Here is a 14,592-nt window from a genome sequence, read left to right as displayed (position 1 = left end):
ATTGCCAGAGGCAAACAAAAAAGACAACCAGCGCGGTTGTCTTTTTTGTTTGTTATTTGTTTTCCTTATCAGGATTGTTGTTTCTGTTTGGATTGTTAGGTCTTGGTTTGTTCCGGGGCGGACGACGATCCTGTCTTGGTTGTTGTGGCGCTTGTCCGGACGGTCCCTGTTGACCTGGTTGTCCTTGTTGCTTTGGACCCTGTTCAGGGCGTGGCTGCTGTTCGCGGCCCTGCCTTGGCTGGCCTCCACCTTGCTGCTTTTGTTGCGGCGGACGGTTTTCCTGTTTAGGTCTGCGATCCTGTTGTGGTGGACGGTTATCTGGTCTTTGTGCAGTTTTTTGTTCTGGCTTCGCTAGTTCGTTTCTTGGTCCCTGACCTTGTTGTTTCTGTTCTCCGCCTTTTTGTTGTTTTTGCCTGTCCCTATCTTTTTGTTTGCGTTTCTGGGTTGTTTTTTCCAGTGCTTTCAAGCTGATAAGACCAACTACATCTGCATATCCAAGATCTGCTTCTTTAGGTTTGGCAGTTGTTATTTCCGCTGGTTTCAGGTCATCTGGTTTTATGCCCTGTTTGTTGAGCATACGGATTTCCTTAGCCCTGGTAATCGTCAGCGGATATTGTTTGTTACTACCTTCATACGAGTACCACATGAGACTTTTGAAGATATCCCTTTTTTGCAGATTGGCAACACCACCAGAGGTTTCGATGGTATCAGCGTCTTCGGGGAAATCTTTCAGTGCATCGAGGTAGGTATCCAGCTCGTAGTTGAGGCAACATTTTAAACGACCACACTGTCCGGATAATTTCGCCTGGTTGATAGACAGGTTCTGGTAACGGGCAGCGGTAGTGTTTACGCTTTTGAAATCAGTCAGCCATGTGGAGCAACATAACTCCCTTCCACAGCTGCCGATGCCACCTACTTTTCCGGCTTCCTGGCGTGCACCTATCTGGCGCATTTCTACCTTGGCCCTGAATTCGGAGGCATAAATTTTAATGAGTTCTCTAAAATCAACGCGATCATCTGCAGTATAGAAGAAAGTGGCTTTACGGCCATCGGCCTGTATTTCCACTTCCGCGAGTTTCATTTCAAGTCCAAGGTTGCGGGCAAGTGCTCTGGATTTAATCAGGGCTTCTTTCTCGCGTGACTTATTATCGCTCATTCTTTGCAGGTCGTCGTTGGTTGAACGACGCAATACTTTTTTTACTTCGGGTGTGTCTTCCGCGCGTCGCTTCTTCATTTGTAGTTTTACCAGTTCGCCGGTGAGGCTCACTGTTCCAACGTCAAATCCGCTTACACCTTCCACGGTTACCATTTCGCCTTTATCAAGGAGCTGTCTGGTAACGTTACGGAAAAAGTCTTTGCGACTGCCATTGTTAAAACTTACTTCTATAATGTCAAATGGTGCTAAGCTTTCGCCAAGTGGAATATTGGACAGCCAATCAAATACGTTCAGTCTATTACAACCTCCTGTGCTGCATCCTCCATTACTCTTGCATCCTGACGGCTTTCCATCCACACCCGTACCACATCCGGCACAAGCCATATTATTAATTAGTTTAAATTTTATAAATAAGCATTTCAGGTCATTCCAGTTCTTCAAAATACGTTTTTCCTTGCAGATAAACAAAAAGACCGGAAACAACAAAGATAGGGAAAAGGCGCTGATAAGCCCCGGGGAGAGCTCCTGTTGTTACATAACAGGTAAAGGTTTCTTTTTGAATATATATTGTAACTTGATGGACAGTGCATGAAATAGCATCTTTCCGTTGGCGTTACGCTCTATATAATAGCTGGCGTTGTCCAATGCCTCCACAATCTGTTGCATTTGGTCCAGGTTGGCCAGTTTAGCCAGTTTGGCGGCAAAGTCCATTTCTTCTTCTGAAAAGGCCAGCAGGCTTCTGTCCAGGTATTGCAGCCGGATGGTATGTTCCAGCAGGTTAATGAAATAACGGAGGAACTGCTTTTGATTTTCCCTGCCTGTTTTAGCACTGGAGATGCCTTCTATCCATTCCTGCAGCGCTACACGGTTACCGGTAAACAGATGATTGAGCCAGCTACGTAACAGCTCATGATAATCATCATCAGAGTGTTGTAGCAGGTATATCGCTTCGCGATAGTTGCCGGCAGTAATAGTGGCTATCTGTTGTGCTTTGGCTGGAGCTACCTTTCCTCTTTCGATGAGTGCTTTCACCATATCTTCCTTTGCCAGCGGATTTATTTTGATGAGATGTGTTCTCGACAAAATAGTAGCCAGTATCTGTTCCTGGTTTTCTGCTATCAGTATAAAGAGGGTGTTATTGGGGGGCTCTTCTATCAGCTTCAGCAGGCGATTGCCTTCATTGCCCAGGTATTCGGGCATCCACATCACCAATATTTTATAGCCACTCTCAAAACTTTTAAGGTTGAGTTTGTGGATAATGTCCTGGCACTCAGTGGCAGTAATGTTTCCCTGTTTATTTTCCGCACCAATAAACTGTAACCAGTCATAGGCATTGCCATATGGATTGGTAGCTACAAATTCGCGCCACTCGCTGATATAGTCTGTACTCACAGGCTTATCGCCTGTTTTGCGGGGAATAACCGGATAGGAATAATGAATATCCGGATGTACGCACTGAGATGCTTTGGCACATGCGGAGCAACGGCCACAGGCGCTATCAGCCTGTTTGTTTTCACAAACCAGGTATTGTGTAAATGCCAGGCCAAGCGGCAGGCCACCCGCTCCTTCAGGGGCGAGCAGTATCATGGCATGACTGAGCCGGTTGTGTTGAACAGATTGTATAAGCTGTTGCTTCACGTCGGCCTGTCCTATGATATCTGAAAAAAGCATGGGCGCAAGATAATAAAAAGGGGCTAATCAGCATTTATGGTAACGATACATAGCAGGCATTTTGAAAAGTGCCCTTGCCGCTGATAGTACGGTTATTGGCAGCAAAATAAAAATTACCTGAAATAGTTTTCTTTATTGTGTTAATCCTCGTAATAGTGATGCTGGAAGTATCAGTGGTGTAGGGTTTGTAATCGATACCATCATTTACCGACACTACTACCAGTCCGCCTTGTCTGTCGGCAGCAGTGGAAAAAATGTAGGTTTTAAGATACAGACTATCATTCTTCAGGGCGTTTTCGTCATACACGCCATCCATTACATTCAGCAGTACTTTCATTGTATCAGATATCGCTTCCAGGCTCATAAATTTTACACCCCCGGTATCAGTTTGCTGACGAAATACAACGTTGCTGACAAGGTTCAAGGAATTGGTAGTGTTTTGTATAGAAGCCTTCATCGACAATCCAGGGCAGGAAAGTGTGGGAGTATCCACTTCATTCTGACAAGCACTAAATAGCTGTAAAAGTGCCAGCATTAAGACTGCCAGCAGCAGCGTGTTTTTTGTTGCAGTAAGATGATCTTTCATGAATATGATCCACTTTGTGTAAATGATACCAGAAAACTCACGTTAATACCTATACGTATAACGTGAGTTCCTATAAATATATTATTACACTAAGTTGGCAGTAACAGAGTGTTATAAAAAACTATTTTTCGATTGCGGCGATTATTTCCTTTGATTCAGGTTGTGTTTTAGGAGAAAATACAGCTACCAGGTCTCCTTTTTCATCCAACAGATATTTCTGGAAGTTCCAGGTTACTTCAGCTGGTTCCAGGTGCTTCGCTTTACTTTCATCCAGCAGCCATTTATACAAAGGATGTATATCTGCACCTTTTACAGATATTTTAGCTGCCATTGGAAAAGTAACAGCATATTTTTTAGTACAAAACTGCTCAATCTCCTTATTGCTGCCTGGTTCCTGCGAACCGAAATTATTAGCGGGGAAACCGATGATCACCAGTTTATCCTGGTATTTTTTGTATAATTTTTCCAGTCCTTCGTATTGCGGTGTATTACCACAAAGAGAAGCAGTGTTTACAATGAGTATCTTTTTCCCTTTGTATTTGGAGAAATCTATTTTTCCTCCATCAACAGCATCTACTTTGAAATCATAGAGGTGGGAAGATGCAAATAACATAACTATTGACAGTATTGCTAATTTGAACATATAGTTGTTTTTAATGAAGACAGATTGAGATATTCAGCAAATAATCTATTCTTGTAAAGTTAGGTATCCCCGGTGAAAAAAGAGTATCTTTTTAGTTAACTTTTTCTCACCAGGATAATGGCATATGCCAATCGCGTAGATCAGCTGTAGGAGAAGGCCAGGCAGCAAACGCTGACCTGCGCACCTGCCTGTAACAGCGCGTTGCAACAAGCTTCAGTAGTGGCACCGGTGGTAATTACATCGTCCACCAGTAATAGATGCCGGTTACATATGGAGGTGTCATTGGCCTGAAAAGCATCGGCTACATTCTGCCATCTGCCGGTTCTTCCTTTTTTTGTTTGGGTACTTGTAAATTGTTGCCTGCTGAGTGCTTTAGGCTGTACCGGTAGTTGTGTAACATGTGCAATACCATTAGCCAGCAGCGTTGCCTGGTTGTATCCGCGTAGCTTTTCTTTACGGGGGAAAAGCGGAACAGGCACTATGCAATCAATAGTGGATAACCAGGTGCTTTCTTTTAGCATATAGCCCATTTGTTTGCCCAGCCAGTTGGCAATATCGGGTCGTTGCCTGTATTTGAATTGATGAATGAGTTGCTGCAGGCCGGAGGACTGGCTATAATAATAAGCTGCTGTTGCCTGTTGCACAAGGGCGCGGCCATTGAAAATGAGGGCTACCGGGTTGTTAGCGTGTCTGTGAAAATTGGTGGCAGGCAATGCCTGCATGCAGCGCAAACACAACAATTCTTCTGTTTGTGGCAGGTCAGTGCCACATACCTCACAGCAATGCGGATAAAAGAGGTGGACCAGTGGGGATAACAAACTGGTAAACATTGGATTGATTTTAAGATTAGAATAATCGCTGGTAAACTTCTTCTACTCTTCCTACCGCAATTACTTCAATATGGAATTTACTGAAATCAATTCCTTTTTTGTTATATCGGGAGATAAATATTTTTTCGAAGCCAAGTTTTTCTGCTTCGGCAATTCTTTGTTCAATGCGGTTGACGGCGCGTATTTCGCCACTGAGGCCTACTTCGCCGGAAAAGCAAATTTTTGCAGGAATAGCGTTGTCTTCATACGAAGATAACAGGGCACATAATACGGCCAGGTCAATGGCCGGGTCTTCTACGCGAATGCCGCCGGCAATATTGAGGAAGACATCTTTTACCCCGAAATGGAAGCCACCACGTTTTTCCAATACGGCCAGCAATAGTTGTAACCTGCGCAGGTCAAAACCAGTAGCCGTGCGTTGTGGTGTGCCGTACACAGATTGTGTTACCAATGCCTGTACTTCTACCAACAGGGGGCGCATGCCTTCCATGGTAGCAGAAATGGCTACACCACTCAGCAGATCTTCTCTTTGAGATATTAAGATTTCTGAAGGATTCGTTACTTGTCTTAACCCGGTGCCGGTCATCTCATAGATGCCCAGTTCTGCAGTAGAGCCAAACCTGTTTTTGATTGTGCGGAGGATGCGATAGGCATAATGTTGGTCCCCTTCAAACTGCAAAACCGTGTCCACCATATGTTCCAGCACTTTTGGGCCGGCAATGGAGCCGTCTTTGGTAATATGACCAATGAGAAATACGGGTGTGTTGCTTTCTTTGGCAAAACGTTGTAATTCTGCTGCTGTTTCTCTGATTTGTGATACGCTGCCGGGGGCAGATTCAATAAACGGGGAGTGTAATGTTTGAATAGAATCCACAATCACCAGTTGTGGTTGCAATTTTTTTATTTCCTGGAAGATTGTTTGTGTAGATGTTTCGGTGAGCAGATAAAACTGTTCATTGGAATTCTGGATGCGGTCAGCTCGCATTTTTATCTGTTGCTCACTTTCTTCACCGCTGATGTAAAGTGTTTTAATATGTTTTAGTTGTAGTGCATTTTGCAGGAATAAAGTAGACTTTCCGATGCCCGGCTCTCCACCTACCAATACCAGCGAACCCGCCACTATGCCACCTCCCAGCACACGGTTTAATTCGTTGTCCGGTGTTAGTATACGTTCTTCAGCAGTTGTAACAACTTCCGAAAGGTTGATTATTTTTTGCGTGCGTACGGCCGACGCTTCAGTTGTTTTCCAGTCTTGTTGTTTCTGTGGAATATCTTTTTGCACTCTTTCTTCAACAAACGTATTCCATTCTCCACAACTCGGACATTTACCATTCCATTTGGCGGATTCATATCCACAATTCTGACAGAAAAAAGCGGTTCTTATCTTACTCATAATTTTTTAAAACAGGATGCATACAAAGTAAATGGTTTTATAATTATCGCACGGAAATGATACAGGAGAAGTAGTGAAAAGAGAGATATAAATGGCTAAAATGAGAAAAGAGCCAAACGGAAGATTCCGCTGACTCTTTCTACTTACTAACCCATTAAATTCAGGTCTAAATTACAAAATGGCTTCAGAATAAAAAAGTTTATTTAATTGATGTGAATAACTTTTGAGCTATTTTCCTAATGTAACAAAGTGGCTGCCATCGCTTGTTTCAGCGGCTGTTTTTGTCCAATATTACTTTCATTGGGAACTCGTAAAATGTTGATAAATAGGGTTGATGTTGATGATTTTTGCATATAAAAAACTAGTAATAAGTTGCATTTTATAGGGTGACAAACAGACGCTTTTTAAGCATAAAAAATAATTTTAGCGTCAATATGGCAGTGTTAAATTTATAATTTTCAGACAAAAGGAAGGGATGACATACAAGTGCTAAATAAAACTTAAAAGGGAGGATCTGGTGAGGTATTTGTGCCCCGATTGTCATAATAATCTTAAAAGTATGACACCAGGAATCTTGTTTTTGTCGCTGATTTTTGTGGGGATCAGCATGCTTGTAAGCTATATTTTGAAAAGTAAATTCCGGGCTTACAGCGAAATACCCACCTCTTCCGGCCTGACCGGCAAGCAGATAGCGGATAAAATGCTGAGAGACAATCAGATATATGATGTACAGGTACTTTCCTCAGAAGGGTTTCTGTCAGATCACTATAATCCTGGCACTAAAACAGTCAATCTTAGTCCGGATGTTTATAGCGGCGCCAATGTGGCTGCAGCTGCAGTAGCTGCTCATGAATGTGGCCATGCTGTACAACATGCTGCCGCCTATCCGTGGCTGGGCCTCCGGTCCAGGCTGGTCCCGGCAGTACAGGTGAGCTCCACACTGGTACAATGGGTGCTGTTGGCCGGTATTCTGCTCATAAACCGTTTTCCGGAACTCCTGTTAGGGGGTATTATCCTTTTCGGAATAACAACCGCATTTGCCCTGATTACGCTGCCGGTAGAATTTGATGCTTCCCGCCGGGCACTGGCATGGCTGGATAATAGCCGGGTAATGCGACCAGAAGAACACGATAAAGCGAAAAATGCCCTTTGGTGGGCGGCTATGACCTATGTGGTGGCTGCTTTAGCTTCTGTTGCCACACTGTTTCAATACATTATGATATACATGGGAGCGAGGAACAGAAATAATTAAAGCATTAATTTAATAAATATCAGAAACCGCCCCGGCTTGCCAGGGCGGTTTTTTACTGCTACACAAATGCATTTTATTTCCTTATAGAGATTATCTTCTTATCTAGTTCACTGAAAAAGATGCTTTTAAACGTACTTTTTAATATCTTTTTAACATTTCGTTAATGTTTTAATGAAATAAAATTTTACATTTATACTCGATTAAATTGTGTGATCAGCCAATTTTATTGTTTTTGCTTATAAGGTCAACCAAAAAAATAAACTTTTAGACCCAAGACTAGTTTCAACCAAACTCAGACTGCCGTCACAACTCAGACTGCTGTCTCGATAATTCAAATTGCTGTTACAATAATTCAAAATCTAAATTTAGAACCATGTTGCGATTCTACTCGTTGATGGGCATGCTAATGCTACTATGCACGCTCTCATTTGCCCAAACAAAACCAATTACAGGAAAGGTTACAGATGCCAGAGATGGCAGCCCTTTACCTGGTGTCACAGTAAAAGGAAAAGGTACTAATACCGGAACTGTATCAACTGTTGATGGTACTTTTAAGTTCAATGTCCCTGCCCAGGTTAAAACACTTGTTTTTTCCTTCATAGGATATGCCGATCAGCAAGTTGAACTAGGTAACAATACTACATTTAACGTGCAACTCGGATCAGATAAAAAAGAACTGTCTGAGGTGGTAGTATTGGGCTTTGGCACGCAGACTAAAAAAGATTTAACCGGCTCTGTTGCTAAAGTGTCTGCCAAGGATTTTGAAAATCAGCCCATGCCTACTATGGAAACTGCGTTGCAGGGCAGAGTTACCGGTGTGTATGTTAATTCCGGTAGCGGTAAACTTGGACAGGCTGCAGATATCAAAATCCGTGGTACGTCTTCTGTCAATGCCGGCCAACGTCCGCTTTACGTAGTAGATGGGGTGCCCATTATTATTAACGATATCGGTACTACTGATGCTGAGCCTACCAACCCGCTGGCAAGTATCGACCCCAATGAAATAGAATCCATGTCGGTGCTGAAAGATGCCTCTTCTGCGGCTATCTATGGTGCAAGAGGAGCAAATGGTGTTGTACTGATTACTACCAAAAGAGGTAAGGCTGGTAGAACATCTGTTACCGCGAATATTTCCGGCGGTACCAGCAAACCGACACATCTCCGCAAGTTCCTGAATGCAAAGCAGTACCGGGAACTGTTTACGGAAGCAGCTAAAAACGGAGGCGTTACTGATATTGCCGGGGATTTTGCTTCAAATTCAGGATCTAACGACTGGAATAATAATTTCGATACAGACTGGAACGGAGCTGCTTTTCGTAATGGTAGCTTCCAGGATTATTCTTTATCTGTAAATGCCGGTGATGAAAAAACCAGATTCTATTTCAGTGGTGTTCTCAATAAACAGGTAGGTATCATCATTGGTAATGACCTGCAAAGATTTGGTGGCAGGTTGAACGTAGAACACAATATTAGCAGTAAGGCAATTATTGGTGTTAATATCAATGTGATGAAAACGGCCGGAAACAGGTTGCCGAATGATAATGCATTTGATAACCCGGTTCAGTTGAATGCATTGCCTCCGATACAGCCGTTGCGTGACAGTCTTGGTCGTTATAACAATAGCACCATCTACTATAATAACCTGATTAATCTTACAGATGGTAAAAATATAATGCAGCAATTCACAGGAATTGGTGATGTATATCTTAGTTATAACATCCTGCCAAACCTGACTTTTAAAACTGATTACGGCTTTAACTTTCTGCAATTAGATGAAGAGACGTATGCAGGCCGCAGAACACAGACCGGTGGTGGTAAGAATGGTGTAGGGGTTAATGCACAAGGAAAAGGCGTGAGCCAGGTATTTACCAATACATTAAATTATACCAAAGACTGGCATGAACATCATAACCTGGGTGTATTAGTGGGTATCATGTATGATGATTATAATGAAAGAAGTAACAGTGTTACCGGTGAAAATTACCCGAATGATCAATTCCAGAAAATACAGAACGCTGCTAAAATCACTGCCGGTACTTCTTTTGAAACAGGTAATGCACACGTTTCCTATATCTCCCGTGTGAACTACAAATTCATGGATAAATACCTGTTGCAGGCAAACGTTAACGTGAACGGTTCTTCCAGGTTTGGATTTTATGATAAAAAATACCGCTATGGCGTGTTTCCTGGTGTACAGGCAGGTTGGGTGATTTCTCAGGAGTCATTCCTCAAATATTCCAAAGCTATCAATTTCCTGAAGCTGAGAGCAAGTTATGGTCTTACCGGTAATGATAATATCGGAGATTTCGATTCCCGCAGTTTAATAGGATCTATCAATTATGCTGACAAGATCGGCCTGGTACCATCAAGGCTGGCAGCAAGTGATCTGCACTGGGAAACAATGCATGAAGTTGATCTGGGGCTTGACTTCGGTCTGATCAATAACAGGCTGACAGGTACTTTAGATCTGTATCAACGTAAAACCATGGATATGTTACTCAACATCAACATTCCTGCAACCGGTGGTTTTACTTCTTTGAGGAGAAACGTAGGCTCTATGCAGAATAGAGGTGTGGAAATTGGTTTGAACTCCAGAAACCTGGTAGGTGAATTTCAATGGAGCACCAATTTTTCAATCACTTTGAACCGGAATAAAGTATTGGATGATGGCGGATCCCCTATTGAGCCTAATTCCCGTAACCTTGGACGTATTGCGGCAGGTCAACCATTCGGTTATTTCTATGGTAAGAAATTTGCAGGAGTAGATCCTCAGAATGGAGATGCGTTATACGCCACTGCAGATGGTAAAACAACCAATGATTATAATGCTGCACCGAATATGAAGATTGGTGACCCCAACCCTAATTTCTTTGGTGGATTCGGAAATAATTTTGCTTACAAAAACTTTTACCTGGATGTACAAACACAATTTGTATCCGGTAATGATATTTACAACCAGGCCGGATCATTCCAGTCTTCAAATGCGCCTTACTACGATAACCAGACTATAGATCAGATGACCCGCTGGCAGAAGCCCGGTGATATCACTAAAGTACCTAAAGCTATTCTCTATGGCAGCAATGGTGATAAAAAGTCTTCCCGCTGGGTAGAGAAAGGTTCTTTTTTCAGGGTGAAATCAGTAACATTCGGATATAACGTTCCAAAGAAAGTAATGTCCGGTCTGAAATTACAAAGTGCCAGGATTTATATGGCCGCCAATAACCTGTTTACCTTTACCAATTATTCAGGATATGATCCGGAAGTAAATACTTCTTACCTGGGTGCATTACAGCTTGGACATGATTTCTATACACCACCGCAGGCTAAAACAATCACTTTTGGTATTAACGTTGGATTTTAATTTCTCTCTTAAAGCAACAAGTCATGAATATTAAGAACTATATAAATGCTGCAATGATGGCCCTGGTACTGACTGGGGTTAGTTCCTGCGGTAAAAAACTGGAACTGGATCCCAAGCAGAATATTGATGCATCCACTGCCATTAAAACAGACTCGGATGTAGATCAGCTGACAATAGGTGCTTATGCTGTTTTGGAAGATCCTGCTTTGTATGGAACTATGCTCATTATGCTACCGGAGTTATATGCAACTGATAAATCTGCCAGTGCAAAATACCTGGGTTGGGTAGGTTCTTTTGATACCCCAAGAGAGGTGGCCAATAAGAAAATTTCAACCATCAATGGTGATATTACGCGGGTATGGGTACAGTCTTACAGGGCTATTAATCTGGCTAATACAATCCTGGCGTCAATGGGAGTAGTAAAGGATCCCGCCCTGCAGAAGAGCCTTAAAGGAGAGGCACTCTTTATCCGTGCACTGTTGCAGTTTGAACTGGTTCGGTTGTATGGACAGCAATGGACCGGTGGTCCTGCTGGCGCCAATACACAGCCGGGGGTTCCTATTGTGACCAAAGCTTCCTCCGACGATGCGATAGCAAGCCAAAAATATAAGAGAAATACTGTTGCGGAAGTATATAACGCAAGTATACAGGATCTGAAAGATGCCATTACACTGTTACCGGCAGATAATCCCGGACGTGCTAACCAATATGCTGCAATGTCTATTCTCGCCAGGGTATATTTGCAACAAGGCGATTATGCCAATGCGCTTACACTGGCTAACCAGGTAATAAGTAGCACTAAATTTTCGCTTAACAGTGATGTAACAACAGTTTTCCGTACCAAAAACACTGCTGAAAGCATCTGGGAAATTCAACAGAACGATCAGAATAACGCAGGTAATGCCAATGACGGGTTAGCTACTTTTTATGCCAATCTGGATGGAGGACTTGGCCGTGCTGACTTTTTTGTTTCCGCTGGTTTCAAAGCTACTTTTGATCCTAATGACAGCAGGGGTAATACACTTATTTACACCGGCTCCGGAGCTAAACCCGGTAACCTGGCCTGTGGAAAGTATTTGGCCTATGGTCAGAATATACCCATAGTAAGATTGTCTGAGTTGTACCTGGTACGTGCAGAATGTAATATCCGTCTTGGATCTGTTGTTGGAGATACTCCTGCCAAAGATCTGGCGCAGGTAAGAGGCCGCACAGGTGCTGCTCCGATCCCTGTTCCGACATTAAATAATATCATCAATGAGCGTGTTTTTGAACTGTTTGGCGAAGGCTTTGCGGTGCATGATCTGAAACGGTTGAACCTGCCTACTTATGGCGGTATTCCGTTTAATGATAAAACAATGGTTTTCCCTGTACCACAGCGTGAAATCAATGTAAACAGTAATCTGGCACAGAACGACGGTTATAACTGATCCGTGGTTTTTAAAATTAGTGAAGGGCTTTCTCTATCTGGAGAAAGCCCTTCTTTTTTCAACGACCTCCAATAAATTGAAAAATAAACTTAATATGTCTGAGGTTTTCCACCAGGCAAGTAGTGCTGTTAATAACTTTTATACAAATTGTTTATTGAAAACCAATAACTTACAAAGGTGCTCTGAAAAAAAGCGTGCAAAATGTATGGTTATTAAGATTGAGGAATGTACCTTTGCACTCCTCATAATCGGGGAATTGTTTACAAGACGTAATTTTTATCGTATACAACAATGAATACATTAAGTTTTAAAACTAAATCGGCTAACGACGCTTACGTAAAGCGTGACTGGCATATAGTAGATGCTACTAACCTGACACTCGGAAGAGTATGTGCTAAGATGGCAGCTATCTTAAGAGGTAAAAACAAACCTTACTATACGCCTCATACTGACTGTGGTGATTATATCATCGTAATCAATGCGGAAAAAATTTCTTTGACTGGCAATAAAATGCAGGAAAAGGAATACATGCACTACACTGGTTTCCCAGGTGGTCAGAGAATCGAGTTGGCTAAGGACCTGATCCGCCGCCGTCCTGAGGTAATGATCGAAAAGGCAATCAAAGGTATGTTGCCTAAGAATCGTCTGGGCCGTGCGATGTACAAAAAATTATTTGTATACGCTGGTACTGAACATCCTCATGCTGCGCAGAAACCACAACCTTTAACTTTCTAATTTTTCTCTGATACATGGAAAAGCAAAAAAATACAATAGGTCGTCGTAAGGAAGCTGTTGCCCGTGTTTACATCAACAAAGGCACCGGTAACATTACTGTAAACGACAAAGATTATAAAAACTACTTTTCTTTGATCTACCTGCAAAATCAGGTGGAACTGCCTTTCAAAACTATCGATGCACTCGATAAATTTGATGTGAAAGTGAATGCACAGGGTGGTGGTATCAAAGGTCAGGCAGAAGCTATTAAACTGGGTATTGCCCGTGCGCTTTGCGAAGTGAACATTGAGTTCCGTCCCGCACTGAAAGCAGCAGGTCTGTTGAAACGTGATCCAAGAGGAGTTGAACGTAAGAAACCAGGTAAAGCAAAAGCAAGAAGAAGCTTCCAGTTCTCTAAACGCTAATATTTTTGAGCTATTGGCTATTAGCTACTGGCTAATCGCTGGGATGCTAAAAGCTAAACATTATTTGATCCTTTTAATTGAGCAATATAAACATGGAAAATAATACCTCATTGCAGCAGCAGTTACTGGAGGCAGGTGTTCACTTCGGTCACCTGAAGAAAAAGTGGAATCCAAAGATGCTGCCTTATATTTTCGCAGAAAAGAAAGGTATTCATATCATTGATCTGAATAAAACCGTAGAAGGATTGCAGGAAGCAGCAGCTGCCCTGAAATCTATCGCTAAAAGCGGTAAGAAGATCATGTTCGTTGCTACTAAAAAGCAAGCGAAAGAAATCGTAGCAGATGCTGCGCGTAACATCAACATGCCTTTCGTTACTGAAAGATGGTTAGGTGGTATGCTCACTAACTTCTCTACGATCCGTAAGAGTGTGAAGAAAATGCAGAGCATTGAAAAAATGCTGCAGGATGGAACATTCGACAACATCACTAAGAAAGAACGTCTTACTTTAAGCCGCGATAAAGAGAAAATGGAGAAAGTGCTGGGTGGTATTGCCCAACTGGCACGTGTACCAGCAGCGCTGTTTATGGTTGATATCAGCCACGAACACATTGCACTGGCAGAAGCAAAACGTCTTGGCATCTCTACTTTTGGTATGGTGGATACTAACTCCGATCCTACTAAAATAGATTTCGCTATCCCGGCTAATGACGATGCGACTAAATCTATCGCTATCATCACCAGCTATATCTGTGCAGCTATCGCAGAAGGTCTTTCTGAAAGAGCTACTGAGAAATCTGAAGATGTAGAGGAAGAAGAAGAAACTGACGATAAAGGAAAGAAATTTGAAGTAGAAGGTGGTGAAGACCGTGAAAGAGGTCGTAAACCAGGTGCTCCAGGTAGCGGTCGTGGCCCAGGTGGTCCAGGCGGTGCTAACCGTGGTGGCGGCGGTCGTGGTCCAGGTGGCCCGGGCGGTGCTAACCGTGGTGGTGGCGGTCCTAACCGTAGCGGCGGTGCAGCAGGCGGACAACGTCGTCCATCTGGCGCTGGCGGCGGTGGTCCAAGAAAACCAGGCGGCGGAAGATAATATAATTAAGCTTTAAGCTATTAGCCTTTAGCAGTTTAACCATTACGGA

General features: G+C 42.8%; 12 protein-coding genes. 6 read left to right on the top strand and 6 right to left on the bottom strand.

Translation table 11 applies throughout. The annotated features are described in order from the left end of the window. Nucleotides 1–52: 52 nt before the first annotated feature. From CLV51_RS02465 to radA, 6 genes are all read right to left on the bottom strand, one after another. Nucleotides 53–1,540 carry a PSP1 domain-containing protein gene (locus tag CLV51_RS02465; protein ID WP_106526423.1) on the bottom strand — a complete coding sequence of 496 codons (1,488 nt, stop codon included), beginning with the start codon at nucleotides 1,538–1,540 and terminating at the stop codon, nucleotides 53–55. A 147-nt stretch (nucleotides 1,541–1,687) separates the two neighbouring features. Beyond that, nucleotides 1,688–2,827 (bottom strand): DNA polymerase III subunit, encoded by a 1,140-nt coding sequence (locus CLV51_RS02460; protein WP_106526422.1) that lies wholly within the window; start codon nucleotides 2,825–2,827, stop codon nucleotides 1,688–1,690. Between the two features lie 34 nt (nucleotides 2,828–2,861). Then, on the bottom strand, nucleotides 2,862–3,413 hold the full coding sequence (locus CLV51_RS02455; protein ID WP_106526421.1) for a hypothetical protein: 552 nt from the start codon (nucleotides 3,411–3,413) through the stop codon (nucleotides 2,862–2,864). Between the two features lie 121 nt (nucleotides 3,414–3,534). Continuing rightward, nucleotides 3,535–4,056 carry a glutathione peroxidase gene (locus CLV51_RS02450; RefSeq protein ID WP_106526420.1) on the bottom strand — a complete coding sequence of 174 codons (522 nt, stop codon included), beginning with the start codon at nucleotides 4,054–4,056 and terminating at the stop codon, nucleotides 3,535–3,537. Between the two features lie 140 nt (nucleotides 4,057–4,196). Then, nucleotides 4,197–4,886, bottom strand: coding sequence for a ComF family protein (locus CLV51_RS02445; protein WP_106526419.1), 690 nt, complete (start codon nucleotides 4,884–4,886; stop codon nucleotides 4,197–4,199). A gap of 16 nt (nucleotides 4,887–4,902) precedes the next feature. After that, entirely contained in the window at nucleotides 4,903–6,279 is a 1,377-nt protein-coding gene (gene radA, locus CLV51_RS02440; protein WP_106526418.1) for a DNA repair protein RadA, read from the bottom strand. A 559-nt stretch (nucleotides 6,280–6,838) separates the two neighbouring features. Here radA and CLV51_RS02435 point away from each other — a divergent pair. The 6 genes from CLV51_RS02435 (at nucleotide 6,839) to rpsB (ending at nucleotide 14,543) form a co-directional block, all read left to right on the top strand. Next, nucleotides 6,839–7,531 carry a zinc metallopeptidase gene (locus CLV51_RS02435; protein WP_106526417.1) on the top strand — a complete coding sequence of 231 codons (693 nt, stop codon included), beginning with the start codon at nucleotides 6,839–6,841 and terminating at the stop codon, nucleotides 7,529–7,531. Between the two features lie 373 nt (nucleotides 7,532–7,904). After that, nucleotides 7,905–10,892 carry a SusC/RagA family TonB-linked outer membrane protein gene (locus CLV51_RS02430; protein ID WP_211301928.1) on the top strand — a complete coding sequence of 996 codons (2,988 nt, stop codon included), beginning with the start codon at nucleotides 7,905–7,907 and terminating at the stop codon, nucleotides 10,890–10,892. Nucleotides 10,893–10,915: 23 nt separating this feature from the next. Then, nucleotides 10,916–12,319, top strand: a complete 1,404-nt coding sequence (locus tag CLV51_RS02425; protein WP_106526416.1) for a RagB/SusD family nutrient uptake outer membrane protein — start codon at nucleotides 10,916–10,918, stop codon at nucleotides 12,317–12,319. A gap of 291 nt (nucleotides 12,320–12,610) precedes the next feature. Further along, entirely contained in the window at nucleotides 12,611–13,054 is a 444-nt protein-coding gene (gene rplM, locus CLV51_RS02415) for a 50S ribosomal protein L13 (RefSeq protein ID WP_106526414.1), read from the top strand. Between the two features lie 14 nt (nucleotides 13,055–13,068). Further along, complete coding sequence (rpsI, locus tag CLV51_RS02410) at nucleotides 13,069–13,458, top strand: 30S ribosomal protein S9 (protein WP_089890120.1); 390 nt, start codon at nucleotides 13,069–13,071, stop codon at nucleotides 13,456–13,458. A gap of 92 nt (nucleotides 13,459–13,550) precedes the next feature. Next, a complete protein-coding gene (gene rpsB, locus CLV51_RS02405; RefSeq protein WP_106526413.1) occupies nucleotides 13,551–14,543 on the top strand; it encodes a 30S ribosomal protein S2 in 993 nt (330 codons plus the stop codon). Nucleotides 14,544–14,592: the final 49 nt, after the last annotated feature.

This window comes from Chitinophaga niastensis (assembly GCF_003014755.1).
In the GTDB taxonomy this organism is placed as follows: Bacteria; Bacteroidota; Bacteroidia; order Chitinophagales; family Chitinophagaceae; genus Chitinophaga; species Chitinophaga niastensis.
Note: the sequence above shows the minus strand (reverse complement) of the source record. Positions and strands in the feature narration are given on the sequence as shown.